Annotated in this window: 13 protein-coding genes; all 13 read right to left on the bottom strand. The window is 58.0% G+C overall.

The window, feature by feature from the left end; genetic code table 11:
- Positions 1–75 precede the first annotated feature (75 nt).
- The 13 genes from mnmA to EXR70_06540 all read right to left on the bottom strand — a co-directional run bounded on the left by mnmA (position 76) and on the right by EXR70_06540 (position 16,115).
- Positions 76–1,140 (bottom strand): tRNA 2-thiouridine(34) synthase MnmA, encoded by a 1,065-nt coding sequence (mnmA, locus tag EXR70_06600; GenBank protein ID MSP38143.1) that lies wholly within the window; start codon positions 1,138–1,140, stop codon positions 76–78.
- A gap of 290 nt (positions 1,141–1,430) precedes the next feature.
- Positions 1,431–2,411 (bottom strand): ABC transporter substrate-binding protein, encoded by a 981-nt coding sequence (locus tag EXR70_06595; protein ID MSP38142.1) that lies wholly within the window; start codon positions 2,409–2,411, stop codon positions 1,431–1,433.
- A 121-nt stretch (positions 2,412–2,532) separates the two neighbouring features.
- Positions 2,533–3,267: a serine O-acetyltransferase gene (cysE, locus tag EXR70_06590; protein MSP38141.1), complete on the bottom strand. Its 735-nt coding sequence runs from the start codon at positions 3,265–3,267 to the stop codon at positions 2,533–2,535.
- 50 nt (positions 3,268–3,317) lie between these two features.
- Positions 3,318–4,910 carry a citramalate synthase gene (locus tag EXR70_06585; protein ID MSP38140.1) on the bottom strand — a complete coding sequence of 531 codons (1,593 nt, stop codon included), beginning with the start codon at positions 4,908–4,910 and terminating at the stop codon, positions 3,318–3,320.
- A gap of 335 nt (positions 4,911–5,245) precedes the next feature.
- Positions 5,246–6,454, bottom strand: coding sequence for an aspartate kinase (locus EXR70_06580; GenBank protein MSP38139.1), 1,209 nt, complete (start codon positions 6,452–6,454; stop codon positions 5,246–5,248).
- 66 nt (positions 6,455–6,520) lie between these two features.
- The gene (tsaE, locus tag EXR70_06575) at positions 6,521–6,991 is read right to left on the bottom strand and encodes a tRNA (adenosine(37)-N6)-threonylcarbamoyltransferase complex ATPase subunit type 1 TsaE (GenBank protein ID MSP38138.1); all 471 of its coding nucleotides are present in this window, start codon (positions 6,989–6,991) and stop codon (positions 6,521–6,523) included.
- 93 nt (positions 6,992–7,084) lie between these two features.
- Positions 7,085–8,641: an NAD(P)H-hydrate dehydratase gene (locus EXR70_06570; GenBank protein MSP38137.1), complete on the bottom strand. Its 1,557-nt coding sequence runs from the start codon at positions 8,639–8,641 to the stop codon at positions 7,085–7,087.
- A gap of 130 nt (positions 8,642–8,771) precedes the next feature.
- Complete coding sequence (locus EXR70_06565) at positions 8,772–9,494, bottom strand: pyridoxine 5'-phosphate synthase (protein MSP38136.1); 723 nt, start codon at positions 9,492–9,494, stop codon at positions 8,772–8,774.
- Positions 9,495–9,651: 157 nt separating this feature from the next.
- Positions 9,652–11,088, bottom strand: a complete 1,437-nt coding sequence (locus EXR70_06560; GenBank protein ID MSP38135.1) for a phosphoglucosamine mutase — start codon at positions 11,086–11,088, stop codon at positions 9,652–9,654.
- Positions 11,089–11,130: 42 nt separating this feature from the next.
- The gene (locus EXR70_06555) at positions 11,131–12,060 is read right to left on the bottom strand and encodes a YbbR-like domain-containing protein (GenBank protein MSP38134.1); all 930 of its coding nucleotides are present in this window, start codon (positions 12,058–12,060) and stop codon (positions 11,131–11,133) included.
- Positions 12,057–12,815, bottom strand: a complete 759-nt coding sequence (locus tag EXR70_06550; protein MSP38133.1) for a TIGR00159 family protein — start codon at positions 12,813–12,815, stop codon at positions 12,057–12,059. The genes EXR70_06555 and EXR70_06550 overlap by 4 nt, the downstream gene beginning before the upstream one ends.
- A gap of 16 nt (positions 12,816–12,831) precedes the next feature.
- Positions 12,832–13,755: a dihydropteroate synthase gene (gene folP / locus EXR70_06545; GenBank protein ID MSP38132.1), complete on the bottom strand. Its 924-nt coding sequence runs from the start codon at positions 13,753–13,755 to the stop codon at positions 12,832–12,834.
- Positions 13,756–14,276: 521 nt separating this feature from the next.
- Complete coding sequence (locus tag EXR70_06540) at positions 14,277–16,115, bottom strand: ATP-dependent metallopeptidase FtsH/Yme1/Tma family protein (protein ID MSP38131.1); 1,839 nt, start codon at positions 16,113–16,115, stop codon at positions 14,277–14,279.
- Positions 16,116–16,368: the final 253 nt, after the last annotated feature.

Raw genomic sequence — 16,368 nt, 5'->3', positions numbered from 1 at the left:
CAAATTCCAGATTCCAGATTTTTCCGAATCCGACATTTGGAATTTGGAATCTGTAATTTGGAATCGCGCCCCGCGCTAGCGCAAGGCGCGCTGGATCCAACCTCCGCCCAGAACTCGCTCGCCGCGATAAAACACCGCCGCTTGTCCCGGCGTCACCGCCGGAAACGACGCCGCGAAGCGCACTTCACAACTGCCATCGGAATTCGGCCGGATCGTGCAGGCGATCGCCGGCGCGCGGTAGCGAATCTGCACTTCGGCCTCGAAGTCGGGTTCGCTTGGTAGCTCGAGCCAATTGACCGAGTGCGCGATCAAACCGGTGCAGCTCAGTGCGTCTTTCTTGCCGACTACCACGCGCTTCGACGCTTCGTCGATGTCGACGACATAGAGCGGCTCCGGCGCGGAGATGCCCAAACCTTTGCGCTGACCGACAGTCACGGTGTGCACGCCGCCATGCTGGCCGAGCACTTTGCCGGCGACGTCGACGACATCGCCGCCAGTCAGTTGCTCGGCTTGAGCATAGGTCGCTACCAAAGCTTTGTAATCGCCAAAGCAAATATCTTGGCTCTCCAGCCGCTCCGCCGCGGGCAGATTCAGCGCCCGCGCTTTGTCGCGCACGTCAGTCTTTTGCATGTCGCCGAGCGGAAACATCGTGTGCGCCAACTGCGCCGGCGACAGCGCGAATAAAAAGTACGACTGATCCTTGGCGCGATCGGCGCCACGCAATAACGCGGTCGTTTGCGTCGAATCCTCGCGCAACAGTCTGGCGTAATGGCCGGTGGCGACGCAATCCATGTCATGCTCTTTGGCCCAGTTGAGCAGCGTGCCGAACTTGAAGTCGCGATTGCAGGCGACGCAGGGATTGGGCGTGCGCCCGCGCAGATAATCTTCAGCGAACGGTTTAACCACGGTCTCGGCGAACTGCTCACGCAGATCGAGCAGCGTGTGAGGAATTTTTAAATGCGCGGCGACTTCCTCGGCGCCGCGATGATCCGAACACACCCGCGGCCCGCGCTCGCCTTCCCACATACGCAGCGACACGCCGTACACGTCGTAGCCCTGCTCGACTAACAGCGCCGCGCTCACCGAGCTATCGACGCCGCCGCTCATGGCAACGACGATTTTGTTTTTCCGCTGTGACATTTCTATGCAGTGAAAAAGGTGTCAGGAACCTTTTATCTCCATTCCCGCTTTATCGTCACCCCGGTGAAAACCGGGGTCCATCCCCATCCCCTTAAGGCTTAAGATGGATACCGTTTTCCAACGGTATGACGGACGCAGTCGATACCGCCGCTCATAGCGACGACGATTTTGCTTTTTCGCTGTGACATTTGTGTGGAATTCAATTCGGACGCGTGTAGGGGCCGACCTGCGTGTCGGCCCTCTGGACGGGCGGACACATCGGTCCGCCCCTACCATTCATGTTGCCCTCTTCACTTTCTCACTTCATTCGCCCGCGCCAGCAATTCGTACGGAACTGTAAAACCGATTTGTTTCGCTGCCGGGAGACTAATGACGAATTCAAACTTCATCGCCTGCTGTACAGGCAGATCAGCCGGCTTTGTTCCCTTGAGAATCCTGTCTACGTAGTGGGCGGCGCGCCGGAACTCGTCAGCGAAGTCCACCCCGTAGGACATAAGGCCGCCCTCATCGACAAACTGCTTCGAAAAATAAATAGCCGGCAAGCGGTATTTGACGGCAAGCTCCACGATCCGCTTTCGTTCGGCGAAAAAGGCGGGAGTGGCCATCGTCATAATCGCGCCCACCTGCTTCTGCTTTGCGGTTTGAAAGGCGCGCTCTAAACCTTTGGCGTCGACTTGAGTCTCGATCTCCTCCAATTTTAGCTTCAGCGCCACAGCCGCAGGCCTGAGCTCTTTCATTTGGAATTGTCCTACGGTTGCCGTTCGCAGGACGCCAACTCGGACAAGCTTGGGGACCGCATCCTTGAGTATCTCTAACCGTTTGGTGATTAGCTCCGGCGAGAAACCCGAGAACCCGGTGACATTGCCACCCGGTCGCGCCAGACTGGCAACCAAACCTGCACCCACGGGGTCCCCAACATTCGTCATCACAATAGGGATCGTAGCGGTGGCGCTCTTGGCCGCCATTGCTACCGGTCGCGATGCGACCACAATCAGATCGACCTTAAGACGAACCAAGTCCGCCGCCAGCTCAGGTAGGCGCTCGTTCTTTTGCTCGGCAAATCGGTACTCGATGGTGATATTCTTTCCCTCGATCCATCCAAGCTTGCTCAGCTCTTGCAGGAACGCCTGCACGAGGACCGCGCTACCGGCAGCAGTGCCTCCATCAAGGAAACCTATGCGGTAGATTTTCCCTGCCTGCTGCGCCTCGGCGAGAGAAGCGGTAGTCAGAAAAAAAGTTGCCAGTTGCCGGATGGCGGTTCTTCTGTTCATTTTTTCCTCTCCGTAAAGGTTTGGTTCGCCGAAGACACCCGGCTGTAGGGGCCGACCTGCGTGTCGGCCCTCCGAACGGGCGGACACATAGGTCCGCCCCTACCATTGCCTGTTGCGTTCATCAACTCCCGGTATTCCTCAGCGCTGCTTTGATCCGATTGAGCTCTTCAGTTTCCTCAGCGGTCTTTTCTTCCAAGCCGCCTTGGCGCGTGCTCAGTTCGTCGACTTTCTTTTCGAGTTTCTCGATGTAATCGCCGAGCGCGCTGAACGCCTTCGCCACCGGGTCGGGGAGATCGGCGGCGTTGAGATCGATGACCGCTTTGCCGCTCGGCGTGTGCAGCGCGTCGGTCTTGACGACTTTGCCGGGGATGCCGACCACCGTCGAGTGCGGCGGCACCGACGTGACTAACACCGAACCGGCGCCGATGCGGCTGTGTCTTCCCACTGTCACCGGTCCGAGCACCGCCGCGCCGCTGAAGATCGTGACCGAGTCTTCGATGGTCGGGTGGCGCTTGATCGGCGCGGTCGCCGTGCCGCCCAGCGTCACGCCCTGATAGAGCGTCACGTCGTCACCGATCTCGCTGGTCTCGCCGATCACCACACCCATGCCGTGATCGATGAAAAAACGCCGGCCGATTTTCGCGCCAGGATGAATTTCAATGCCGGTGAGAAAGCGGCCGACATGGCTGACGAAGCGTGCCAAGGTCGTCAACTCCTGCTGCCACAGCCAGTGCGCCAGCCGATGCAGCACGATGGCGTGAAAGCCAGGATAGGCGAGCAAGATTTCCCACACCGAACGCAACGCCGGATCGCGCTGGGAAATTACTTGGAAGTCTTCTTTAATGTCTTGCCACATCGGCAGCAGGCAACAGGCAACAGGCAACAGTTTCGGAACGAATCCGAGTCTTACTGTTGCCTATTGCCTATTGCCTTCCTCGCGTCTTTATACAGTTTGTAATCGATGCTATCGACCAGCGCCTGCCAGCTCGCTTCGATGACGTTGTGCGACACGCCGACGGTACCCCAGCGATCTTTGCCGTCGCCGGATTCGATCAAGACCCGCACCACCGCGCCGGTGCCTTCGCCCGACGACAACACGCGGACTTTGTAGTCGAGCAGCTCGATTTGCTTTAACGCCGGATAAAATTTCGTCAGCGCGCGGCGCAGCGCCTGATCGAGCGCGTTCACCGGGCCATTACCCATGGCTGCGGCATGTTCCAACTCGCCGTCGACCTCTACTTGAATCGTCGCTTCGGAAATCGGCGCCTCACCTTCCTTACGCTTCTCGTCGATGACGCGAAAACCGATCAAGCTAAAATTTTTCTTTTTCTTGCCGAGCGCTTCTTGAATCAACAATTCGAAAGACGCCTCCGCCGCTTGGAACTCGTAGCCCTGGCCTTCGAGCTCTTTGGTGCGGCGCAAGATGTCTTTCACGGCGTCGCCTTTGTTGCTCAGATCGATACCGTACTCTTTGCCTTTGTAAACCACATTGCTGCGGCCGGACAGATCGGAAACCAAAACCCGCTGGCGATTGCCGACCAATTCCGGATCGATGTGCTCGTAAGTCTCGCGATTTTTCAGCACGCCGGAGACATGCAAGCCGCCCTTATGCGCGAAGGCGCTGTCGCCAACATAGGCTTGGCGCTTGTTCGGATGAATATTCGCCAGCTCGTAAAACAGCTGCGACACCTCGCGCAATTTTTTCAGCTGCGCCGGAGTGACGCATTTTTTGCCGAGCTTCAACTGCAAGTTTCCGATGATCGAAATCAAATTCATGTTGCCGCAGCGTTCGCCGAAGCCGTTGATCGTGCCCTGGACTTGGGTCACGCCCATCTCGACGCCGGCCAAGGTATTGGCCACCGCCAGCTCGCCGTCGTTGTGGCAGTGAATGCCCAGCGGCGTCTTGATCACGCGGTTGACGTGATTGAGCGCGTCGCGAATTTCTCCCGGCAGCCGGCCACCGTTGGTCTCGCACAGCACGATCCAATCGGCGCCGCCTTCCTCGGCCGCCTTGAGACAATCGATGGCGTACTCGGGATTGGCGCGAAAGCCGTCGAAAAAATGCTCGGCGTCGAACATCACTTCGTCGACGCGCTTTTTCATGTAGGCGATGGAGTCGGCGATCAACTCCAGATTCGCCTTCTGGCTGATGCGCAGATCGTCGCGCACGTGGAGATCCCAGGTTTTGCCCACCAGCGTCACCACCGGCGTGTCGGCTTGGAGCAAGACTTTCAAATTAATATCCTGGGACGGTTTGGCGCCGAACTTCCGCGTCGTGCCGAAGGACGCAACCTTGGCATGCTTGAGCTTCAATTTTTTCACCTGGGTGAAAAAATCGGCGTCGCGCTCATTGGAACCCGGATAACCGCCTTCGATGTAATCGATGCCCAATTCTTCGAGCTTGGCGGCGATGCGCAACTTGTCCTCAAGCGAGAACGAAACATCTTCGGCCTGGCAGCCGTCCCTCAATGTCGTGTCGTAAAGCAAAACGTCTTTCATAAAATCCTCTGAATAGTTGTCAATTGAACAACCCTCGGCTTTTGGCCGAGGGGTTCTAAAATTGTCGACTAGAAGTCGACTCCCATTCCGTCATTCCGGTCTTATCGTCACCCCGGTGAAAACCGGGGTCCATCCCCATCCACCCAACCTGGATACCGTTTTCCAACGGTATGACGGACCCTATCCGCCAGCTGGATACCGGTCCCGGATCGAGTCCGGGGCAAGCTCTGCGCCGGCATGACGAATCTTCGCTTCGCCTGAAGCCTGCCCCGGACCGCGATCCGGGGGCGAGGATTATCTACCAACACCGAGAGAAACATTAAGCCACGCGGTCGTTAGCCGATAAACGCCTCGTGCAGCGCGCGCACCGCTTGATCCGCCTGCCCGGCGGCGATCACCACGGAGATTTTGATCTCCGATGTCGAGATCATCTGAATATTGATCTTCTCCCGCGCCAGCACTTGAAACATAGTCGCCGCCACGCCGGCGTGAGTGCGCATGCCGACGCCGACCACGGATATTTTTGCGATATCGGGGTCGACCTTGATGCCCTTGGCATGCACCGCGGGCAAAGCTTTTTCGACGATCGCCAGCGCTTTTTGATGGTCCGCCTTGGATACCGTGAAGGTCATGTCGGTGGTGCCATCTTCGCTGGCGTTTTGAATGATCATGTCGACGACGATGTGGGCGTCGGCAATCGGGCCGAATACCTGGGCCGCCAAGCCCGGCTGGTCGGGCACGCGCAGCAGCGTGATCTTCGCCTCATTCTTGTCGCAGGCCACGCCGGAAACCAACACATCGCTCATGCTCTCATCCTCCTCGACTAACCAAGTCCCTTCCACGTCAGTAAATGTCGAACGCACGTGCACCGGCACGGCATATTTTTTGGCGAACTCGACGGAGCGGATCTCTAAAACCTTGGCACCGGTGCTGGCCAGCTCGATCATCTCGTCGTAGGAAACCTTGCCGAGCTTTTTCGCCGCGGGGCAAATGCGCGGATCGGTGCTAAACACACCCTCGACATCGGTGAAGATCTCGCACGCCTCGGCGTTCAAAAACGCCGCCAGCGCCACCGCGCTGGTGTCCGAGCCGCCGCGGCCGAGCGTCGTGATGTTGTCGTCCTCATCGACGCCTTGAAACCCCGCGACGACGACAACGTCGCCGGTCTTGAGCGCGTCGACAATTTTCGTCGAGTCGATACTCAAGATGCGCGCCTTGCCGTAAGCGTTGTCGGTCTCGATGCGCACCTGATGACCGAGATAGGATCGCGCCGGTTGGCCGATCTCTTTAAGCGCCAAGCTTAACAGCGCCACGGTCACCTGCTCGCCGGTGGCGATCAGCACGTCCTTCTCGCGCTCGTCAGGAATGATTGAAATCTCCTGAGCCAAGGCGATTAATCTGTTGGTCTCCCCGGCCATCGCCGACACCACGACGACGACATCCTTGCCGGCTTTCTTCGCCGCCGCCACCTTGGTTGCTACATGCTTGATCTTTTCAACAGACCCCACCGACGTGCCGCCGTATTTTTGGACTAACAAAGCCACGAATCTAACCTCTCAACCTCGCCCCAAATGGATAATGCAAATTGCAGAATGCAAAATCCAAATTTATCATTCTGCAATTTGCATTTTGCCTTTTGCCTTGGCCGAATCGCGCCGGCTAAACAAGCGCGCCAGAATCGCTTCATAGCGCTCGCCATGCGCAATAAACTCAAGCTCGCGCTTCGCGCCGCCGCGATGAGCGATTTTTATTTCCAGATGCTCGTCGATTTCATCGGCGTCAAGATATTCGAACCACTCGACCAAACTCACCCCGTCGCCGTAGAGATACTCGCGCAGATTGAGCCCGGCCTGGGCCGCCTGGCCCGCCACCCGATACAGATCGATATGGTATACCGGCAACCGGCCGCTGTACTCATTGATCAAGGTAAAGGTCGGGCTACGCACCCAAGCTTCTTTGCCGACCCCGATGCCCTCGGCGAAACCGCGCACGAAACAGGTTTTTCCCGTCCCCAACTCGCCGACCAGGCCGATGATTTCCCCGCCTTGAACCAGCCGGCCCAACTTTTTTCCCCAACTCATGGTTTGGCGCGAAGATTTTGAAACAGTTGTAGACAAACCCACGGGTAAAGGGCCTCCCAGTATAACTAGTATATTTTTGGAGAGAATTCGAGACTATGAATCTGCCGTCGCGAGGCTACGGAACGCCGCGGACAGATCGCCGATAATATCCGACGCGATCAGTCCTATTTCACCGCGCGCAGCGGCGACGCGGTCGCCGGCGTAACCGTGCAAATAGACGCCGAGCTTCATGGCGTCTTCGGCACTTAAACCCTGGCCCAACAGCCCGGTGATGATGCCGGCCAAAACATCGCCCATGCCGCCGCTCGCCATACCCGGATTGCCGGTGGGATTGATAAAGACTTTGCCTTGCGCCGTGGCGATCACCGTGCGCGCTCCTTTGAGAACGAGATGACAATGATGCGCGACGGCGAAAGCGCGGGCGATGGCGACGCGATCGCCATTCACCACCGCGGTGTCTTTGCCAACCAACCGCGCCATTTCGCCAGGATGGGGCGTGAGAATCGGCGCTCTTTTGGCGTGACGCAGACGATTCAATTCAAGCGCTAAATTATTCAGCCCGTCGGCATCGATCACCCAAGGCATATCGAAATTGCGCAAGAGCCAGCGCATCGTGTTCTGCGTCGTGTCGGTGACACCGATGCCGGGTCCGAACAGCAATGCATTTTTGCGTTCGAGCAAGCCGCGCCAGTCGTCATCGCTCAACGGTTCCATTTGTTCCTGTAAATTCTCGCCCAACGGCTCGGTCATCACTTCGATTAATGACGTCGCGAAAATCGTATTGAGCGAGCGTGGCGCCGCCAACGTGACAAGGCCCGCGCCGCTGCGCATCGCCGCCCGGCAGGCGAGAATCGCCGCGCCGGTTTTGCCGCGCGATCCGGCGATGACAAGCAAGTGTCCGTAGCTACCCTTGTGCGTGTCGGCTGCCCGGCGCGGCACCAGCCAGCGCATCGTCTCGCGCTCCAACAGTTCCGTGCCAGGCGCGAGATCGTCGATCGCTCGCGGATCGATGCCAATGTCGGCGACCGCCAACTCGCCGACAAAGTTTAAGCCGGGATAAATCACTTCGCCAAGTTTAGCTAAACCCAACGCCACGGTGAGCTCGGCTTGAATCGCCACGCCGAGCGGCGTGCCTTTGTCAGAATCGAGACCGGAAGGAATATCCACCGCGACGATCGGTAAGCCCGAAGCGTTAAGCAGCGTGATCGCCTCGGCGAACAGGCCGCGCACGTCGTTCTTCATGCCGGTGCCGAGTATGGCGTCGACGATCAGCGCGTTCTTGCTCAAGCGCTGGCTCAGCAAGCCGAGATCGTCGCCGGCGATCTCGCTGACCTTGCCCTTGAGTTTTTTGAATGCGGCGAGATTATGCTTGGCGTCAGAAGAAAGCTCCGCTTGCCGCGCCAGCAACACCACTTCGCAGGGGATGCGTTTTTTCTTGAGCAAACGCGCAACGACAAAGCCGTCGCCGCCGTTGTTGCCTTTGCCGGCGACGATCAAAACGCCCTTCTTGGCGTTGCGCGAAAAGCGTTCGAGCAGCGCCTGCGCAATGGCTTCGCCGGCGCGCTCCATCAGCGTCAAGCTCGCCACGCCATATTGCTCGATGGTCCGGCGATCGAGTTCGCGCATCTGTTCAGCGGTTACAACTAGCATGGTTTAGGAAGTTCAATCCTTCGATACGCGCTTCGCGCTACTCAGGATAATCGGTGTTTGAGCACCCGCCTCCCCGAGTAAGCCCGCAGGGCTGTATCGAGGGGCGCTCCGTTCAAACGGTTTGAACCTGTTATTCTTTCGCTTTAGCGAGTAGTTCTTTCATTTCACGGACGGCTTGTCGAATGCCGACGATCACCGCGCGGGCGATGATGCTGTGGCCGATGTTCAACTCGACCATCTCGGGAATTTTCGCGATCGGCAATACGTTGTCGACATTGAGTCCGTGGCCGCCGTGCACTTCGATTCCTAAAAGCTTGGCAAACTTCGCCGCGGCGACTATGGCGCGCAACTCCTTGGCGCGTTTGGCGCCGACGGTGTTGCAATACGCGCCGGTGTGAATCTCGATGGCATGGGCGCCAACATCTTTGGCCGCTTCGATCTGCGCTTTCACCGGATCGATGAACAAGGCAACGTTGATGCCCAAATCCTGAAGCAACGCCACCGCGCTTTTAATTTTGCGCCGCTGGGCCACGACATTGAGGCCGCCCTCAGTAGTAAGCTCCTGGCGTTTTTCCGGCACGAAGCAGGCGTCGTCGGGACCGAGCTTGGCGGCGAAAGCCACCATCGCCGGCGTCACCGCCATTTCTAAATTGACTTTGCTGCGAGCTTTCTGGCGCAGCAGAATGACGTCCCGTTCTTGAATATGGCGGCGGTCTTCGCGCAGGTGCACGGTAATGCTGTTGGCGCCCGCCTTCTCGGCGAGCAAAGCCGCCTCGACGGGATCGGGAAGTGCGCCGCCGCGCGCCTGGCGCACCGTGGCAACGTGATCGACATTGACGCCTAGGCGGATCATGAATTGCAGATTTTCTGATATAGGTGTCGATAGGGTTTCATAGCGGCGAGGGCAAGGCACGCCTTGCCCCTACAATCGGATTTCTTCCTGAAATTTTTGCGTACTTTGCGGTTAATTATCCGAATCCTAACCGGGCCGGGCCGGTCGCGACCGGCCCCTACTTGCCGACCTCGGCGCGGATTTCACTGGCGATATCATCCGCCATGGCGCGAATCTTTTTTTGATCTTCCCCTTCGATCATGACGCGCGCTAACAGTTCAGTGCCGGAGTAGCGCACCAACACTCGGCCGCGGCCGGCGAGCGCGCGTTCGATCTCGGCAATCTTCTCGGTCACCTTGGGCATGTGCGAAAAATCCTTGCGCTCTTTAACATTGACGTTGACCAACACTTGCGGCAAGCGCTTCATGACGCTGTGCAATTCGGATAAACGCTTGCGCTTCTCGACCATCAACGCGAGCATCTGCAAACAGGTAATCGCGCCGTCACCGGTGCTGTTGTGATCGAGGAAAAGGATATGGCCGGACTGTTCACCGCCGAGGTTGTAATTTCCCGCGACCATTTTTTCGACCACGTAGCGGTCGCCGACCTGGGCGCGCACGACTTCGAGCCCGGCTTTTTTCATGGCGATATCGAGTCCTAAATTGCTCATCACCGTGGCGACCACGCCGTTGCCTTTAAGAATTCCCTTTTCCTGCATGTCCAGGGCGCAGATCGCCAAGATATGATCGCCATCGAGAATCTCGCCGGTCTCATCGATGAACACGGCGCGGTCGGCGTCGCCGTCGAGCGCCACGGCAAAGTCGGCTTTCTCATGCAACAGCACTTCCCGCGCGGTTTCCGGATAGAGCGCGCCGCAACGCCGGTTGATATTCTCGCCGTCGGGCAGCACACCGATGGGCAGAATTTGCGCGCCCAGTTCGGATAAAACTTCCGGCACGACTTTGTAGGCCGCGCCATGGCCGCAGTCGACGACGATCTTCAACCCTTCCAAGGTCAAGTTGCGCGGAAAACTATTTTTAAGAAACACATTGTAGCGCCCCACCGCGTCGGAAATTCGAAACGCTTTGCCAATCGCGCCAGCGGTCGGCCGGGAAGTTTCGATCTCGCCGCTGAAAATAATTTCCTCCATGCGCGCTTCGACTTCGTCGGGCAGCTTGAAGCCGTCCCAGGAAAAAAACTTGATGCCGTTGTCTTGATAGGGGTTGTGCGACGCCGAGATCACCACGCCGGCGTCGGCGCGCATGCTGCGGGTCAAGAACGCCACGCCCGGCGTCGGCATGGGGCCGACGAGTAACACGTCCGCGCCCATGGAGACGATCCCCGACGCCAACGCGGTTTCGAGCATGTAACCGGAAAGCCGGGTGTCTTTGCCAATGAGAATTTTGAATCGATGCTTATCGTTGGCGCCGTTCTGGCGCGCGAAGGAAGCCGGCGCCATGCGACCGGAGGACTCCGACGGTTGCGATTCGTACAACACCTTGGCGATGGCGCGGCCGAGCTTGAGCGCCATCTCGGAAGTCATCGGTTCTTGATTGGCGACCCCGCGCACTCCGTCGGTGCCAAACAGTCGGCGCTTCGCCGGTTTCTTTTTCATCTGCGGCAAACTCATCGGTAGCAACTCCTAAACTAGAAATTTTCAGTTCGCCAGCCGGGTGATGCGCACGCGGACGCGCTGGGGCTTTTGTTCGACGACACGTACACCGGCAGGCAGGTCAGTCATCAAAGGCAGGTTATGATCGCCAAGGCCCAACCCCTTGAGACTCAAAAACACCTCGTTACCGCTCAATTCTAGCTTATCGAGCAGCGATTTGGCACCAGAAATTTTTAATGAAACCGTCGACGGTAAAACTGTATAGGCGCCGGCGAAATCCTTCGCCCGCACGGCGACGGCGCTAAAGTCCCGGCTGACCTCTTCCTCCTCGATGGTCACCACTACGTCCACCTGGTCGGGGAGAAACGTCAACGGCTTGCCGTCGTTGGACAGGCGCACCTTACGCTTGATGACGCCGCGGCTTTCGAAAACGTCGATGGGCAGGGTATCGACGGACGCCAGCCGCTGCACCTCTTCCGCCGGTCCCGACACCGAAACGGTTTGCGGCTCGGCGACCGAGTGGACGATGCGGTAACCGCTGCTGGGTTTACCGGAAAGTTTGATGGTCACCGGCACCGCCCGCCGCAACACCGGGTCAAAACGCACATGCACCACCGGCGGCGTGATCCGCGCCACGGTAATACCGCGTGGCAGATTGAACAGTCCGCCGCTCAACGGATAACTCGCCGGACCGGACTTGGCGCCCTGGAGATCGAGGGAGAGTTTCATGTCGTCGGGATCGAGGGTCGAAACCAAGGTGCGCGGTCCGTTCAAGCGCAAGACTACGTAATCGACGCGATTGTCCACCACCATCAAGTCGGATGGAAGATTGCGAAACTCCACCGCCACTTCGATGGCCCGCTCGATATCTCGATGGCCGGCGGTCCACAGGCCGAGAGCGATCACCAGCGCCAAGACTTTCAAACCGAAATTGCTTCCGGCCAGGGCGACGATTTTTTCCCACAGCCGTTTCATGGTTTAAGCAGTTCCTGTAGCGCCGCGCGCAAGCGCACACCATCGACATTTTCCGTAACGTTGCCAGCGACCACCAAAGTCGCCGTGCCTTCCTGTTCGGAAACCACCAGCGCCACGGCATCGGTCTCTTCGGTCACGCCGAGTGCGGCACGATGGCGCGTGCCCCAGGTTTTTTTCAAATGCGGATTGGTGCTGAGCGGCAACAAGCAGCGCACCGCCGTCACCCGCCCTTTTTGAATCACCAGCGCGCCGTCGTGGATCGGCGAATGGGGCAGAAAAACGCTTTCCAATAGTTCCCGGCTCACCCTGGCGTCGAGCCGGGTGCCGATTTCCATATACTCGTTGAGACCGACTTCGCGTTCGAACACGACTAGGGCGCCGACATGCTTGGACGCCATCGCCAGCGCCGCTTGGGCCACTTCATCGATGATTTCCTCGCGCCGCTGCACCTCGCGCTCCGCCGAGACGAACATCGGCGCGCTGCCCACTTGAGTCAGCGCCCGGCGAATATCGCTTTGAAAAATCACAATGATGACGAGAATGATCGAGGCGAGAAAATTGTCGAGAATCCAGTTGAGCGTGAACAATCCGAGGGCGCGGGACGAAACATAAGCGACCAAAATCACCGCCAGGCCGATGATCATCTGCATCGCCCGGCTACCGCGCACGATGTGCAGCGCCCGATAAACCAGGAACGCGATGATGCCGATGTCCAAGACATCTTGCCAGCGAATTTGCGGGATCATGTCGAACATCGTCGTGCCTTTATCGTCACCGCGCCGGGCCGAAGCGGAGCGCATCGGCGACCTTGATCGCCCGGCAGGTTTCGACAACGTCGTGCACGCGCACGATATTGGCGCCGCTAAGCACCGCGGCGACATTCGCCGCCAAGCTGCCTTCGAGCCGCTGGTGGGGATCTAAGTCGAGAATTTTGCCGATGAAAGTCTTGCGCGACACGCCGACCAATAGCGGCTGGCCTAACGCCGCGAAGATCGGCAGGCCGCGAAGTAGTTGCAAATTGTGCTCAAGGTTTTTGCCGAAGCCGATGCCCGGATCGAGCAGCACCGACTCGGCGGCGATGCCGACGTCGAGCGCGTCATAAAGCTGCGCCGCGAGAAAGTCGCGCACCTCGCGCACCACATCGTCGTAACGCGGCTCCACTTGCATGGTGCGCGGAGTGCCCTGCATATGCATCAAGATCACCGGGATTTTTTCCGCCGCGATCAAGCCGACCATGGCCGGATCGAAACGCAGCGCGCTGATGTCGTTGACGATATCGGCGCCGCTATCCAAAGCGGCGCGGGCAACGGACGATTTGTAAGTGTCGATGGAAATCGGCAGTGAGATTTGTTTGCGTAAACCTTCGATCACCGGCAACACCCGCGCGAGCTCTTCGCTTGCAGAAACTTCCTCAGCGCCGGGCCGGCTCGACTCGCCGCCGATGTCGATGATGTCCGCCCCCGCAGCAACCATCGCCACACCGTCAGCGATCGCTTGCTGCGCATCGCGCCACCGCCCGCCGTCGTAAAATGAATCCGGCGTCACATTGAGCACTCCCATGACCGCCGTGCGCCGGCGAAAATCGACCCGCCCATGACGCGTGACAAGCTCGCCTCCAGACTGCGCCAGCGCCGGATTCAAAAATCCCAGCGGGCTCAAGTTGCCAGTCGGATTGGACGGATTGTTGCCGGTCATCGATTCTCCGAAAGCTTTCGAGCTTCCCCCTTTGAAAAAGGGGTATCTAGGGGAATTTTCCCTGCGCGTGCGTGAGTAAAGCCGCTGAAGAAAATCCCCCCTGGCCCCCCTTTTTCAAAGGGGGGATGGTTCCAATCAATGAATTGCAATGTTGCCTTCATCGAATAATTCGAGTCGCCCGCGCCAACATTTCCGGCGGCATCGTGAAGCCGATCAGTTTAGCCGCTTTGAGATTAACGATGAATTCAATCTTCATCGGCTGTTCGACCGGAGTGAATGAAACAGTTGTCGGAAGGAAAGCGATCTGTAGCCAGCCGAGAATTTTCTTGAACATGCCTCCCCCCCCCTCTTCAACTCGCGCCTCTCGCCTCAAGCCTAGTTATTCAAAATGCATATCGGCAAGCCAAGAGCCGCATTGCGATCGAGAAAACCGCGCCGCGTTCGGCAAGCCGAGCGCGGCGCGGCGACGATGATTTGGAACGTGGAGATAGGGGCGCCACGGGCGCGCCGTAAAGAATTGCTTAAGCGACGGCGGCGGCGGCGGTCGGAGTAAGCGGGGCTCCACCATTCCCGCCAAACTCGCGCACGATCGCGTCGATCTCGGAGCCGTCGAGAACTTCTTTTTCGAGCAGCGATTCGGCGACCTTATGGAGCAGGCGGATATTCGACTTCAGGAGATCCTTGGCTTTGTAATAGCTCTCTTGAATGATCCGTCTGACTTCGGCATCGATCTCGATGGCGGTGCTCTCGGAGTAATCCGCCTTCTGGGTAAAATCCCGGCCCAAAAATATTTCTTCTTCTTTTTTGCCGAAGGTCATGGGCCCGAGCTTTTCGCTCATGCCCCATTCGCACACCATCCGATGCGCCAAGTCGGTGGCCTTCTCAATATCGTTGCCGGCGCCGGTGGTCGTATGAGCGAGCACCAGCTCTTCGGCGACCCGGCCACCGAATAGAATGACCAAATTATTAAGCAGAAAATCTTTGCCGTAAGTATGTTTCTCGTCCAGCGGCAACTGCTGGGTCAAGCCCAACGCCATGCCGCGCGGAATGATCGTCACCTTGTGAATCGGATCGGTGCCGGGCAAAAGCACGGCGACCAAAGCGTGGCCGGCTTCGTGAAACGCGGTATTGCGCTTCTCTTCGTCGCTGATGATCATGCTGCGCCGCTCGGCGCCCATCATGACTTTATCCTTGGCCAGCTCGAAGTCGTCCATGTCGACTTTTTCTTTATCGTTGCGCGCCGCCAAGAGCGCAGCTTCATTGACCAGGTTTTCCAAATCGGCGCCGGCAAAACCGGGCGTCGCCCGGGCCAACACGCCGACATCGACGTCGGCGCCCATCGGCACCTTTTTCGTGTGCACTTGGAGAATGCCTTCGCGCCCTTTCACATCCGGCCGTGGCACGACGACGCGCCGATCGAAGCGGCCGGGCCTCAGCAGCGCCGGATCCAAAACATCGGGGCGGTTGGTGGCGGCGATGAGAATGACGCCTTCATTGGTCTCGAAGCCGTCCATTTCGACGAGCAGCTGGTTCAAAGTCTGTTCGCGCTCGTCATGACCTCCGCCAAGACCGGCGCCGCGGTGACGCCCGACGGCGTCGATTTCATCGATGAAAATAATACAAGGAGCATTTTTTTTGCCCTGGACGAACAGATCTCGCACACGAGACGCGCCGACGCCGACAAACATCTCCACGAAGTCCGAACCGCTGATGCTGAAAAACGGCACGCCCGCTTCGCCTGCGACCGCGCGGGCGAGCAACGTCTTGCCCGTGCCTGGAGGGCCGACCAGCAAGCAGCCCTTGGGAATTCGGCCGCCGAGTTTAGTAAACTTCTTCGGGTCTTTGAGGAACGCGATGATCTCTTGCAAATCGTCCTTCGCTTCATCGACGCCGGCGACATCGTTGAAGGTCATCTTGTGCTGATTTTCCGTGAGCAACTTGGCCCGGCTCTTGCCGAAAGACATCGCCTTACCGCCGCCAACTTGCATCTGGCGCATGAAGAAAACCCACACGCCGATCAAAAGCAACATCGGGAACCAGTTGAGCAACAGCACCATGTACCAAGGCGAGTCGTCTTCTGGTTTGGCGGCGATTTTTACTTTTTTATCGCGCAGCGATTTGACTAACTCAGGGTCGTTGGGCGCGAAGGTGCGAAAGCGTTCGCCGGTTTTGTATTCGCCCTGAATGTTGTGGCCCTGAATAACGACCTTTTGGACATCGCCACGCTCGACGGAAGTCATAAACTCGCTGAAGACGACTTCCGGCTCGCGGCCATGCTGTTTGTTGAATACGCTGAAGACGCCGAGCAACACCAATGCAAGAACCAAATAGAGGGCAATATGTTTCGATGACTGACTCAACCGAGCCTCCTACACAAACGACGCAATGTAGCTGACTTAATCGATATGGAAAACAAACGAAAGCTTAACACACGCTCCCAGATCGATCAACATAGAGTTTAAATCCTTGTTGTAGCAAAGTGATTATGTCAGGGGTTAACGGCAACGTAATTATGTCAGGGTGGAAGGATGACAACCCTGACAATGAAAGACGAGAAACGACTAGACGTAATTCAACGAGTATATCGCAGCGAGATCACCGTGGTTGAGGCCG

Source organism: Deltaproteobacteria bacterium, assembly GCA_009692615.1.
GTDB lineage: Bacteria > Desulfobacterota > Binatia > UBA9968 > UBA9968 > DP-20.
The sequence above is the reverse complement of the archived record's forward strand: the minus strand, read 5'-3'. Positions and strand labels throughout refer to the sequence as shown.

Coding starts and splice junctions, on each gene's coding strand:
- mnmA (MSP38143.1), bottom strand. CDS start 1,140: ATGTCACAGCGGAAAAACAAAATCGTCGTTGCCATGAGCGGCGGCGTC.
- EXR70_06595 (MSP38142.1), bottom strand. CDS start 2,411: ATGAACAGAAGAACCGCCATCCGGCAACTGGCAACTTTTTTTCTGACT.
- cysE (MSP38141.1), bottom strand. CDS start 3,267: ATGTGGCAAGACATTAAAGAAGACTTCCAAGTAATTTCCCAGCGCGAT.
- EXR70_06585 (MSP38140.1), bottom strand. CDS start 4,910: ATGAAAGACGTTTTGCTTTACGACACGACATTGAGGGACGGCTGCCAG.
- tsaE (MSP38138.1), bottom strand. CDS start 6,991: ATGAGTTGGGGAAAAAAGTTGGGCCGGCTGGTTCAAGGCGGGGAAATC.
- EXR70_06570 (MSP38137.1), bottom strand. CDS start 8,641: ATGCTAGTTGTAACCGCTGAACAGATGCGCGAACTCGATCGCCGGACC.
- EXR70_06565 (MSP38136.1), bottom strand. CDS start 9,494: ATGATCCGCCTAGGCGTCAATGTCGATCACGTTGCCACGGTGCGCCAG.
- EXR70_06560 (MSP38135.1), bottom strand. CDS start 11,088: ATGAAAAAGAAACCGGCGAAGCGCCGACTGTTTGGCACCGACGGAGTG.
- EXR70_06555 (MSP38134.1), bottom strand. CDS start 12,060: ATGAAACGGCTGTGGGAAAAAATCGTCGCCCTGGCCGGAAGCAATTTC.
- EXR70_06550 (MSP38133.1), bottom strand. CDS start 12,815: ATGTTCGACATGATCCCGCAAATTCGCTGGCAAGATGTCTTGGACATC.
- folP (MSP38132.1), bottom strand. CDS start 13,755: ATGACCGGCAACAATCCGTCCAATCCGACTGGCAACTTGAGCCCGCTG.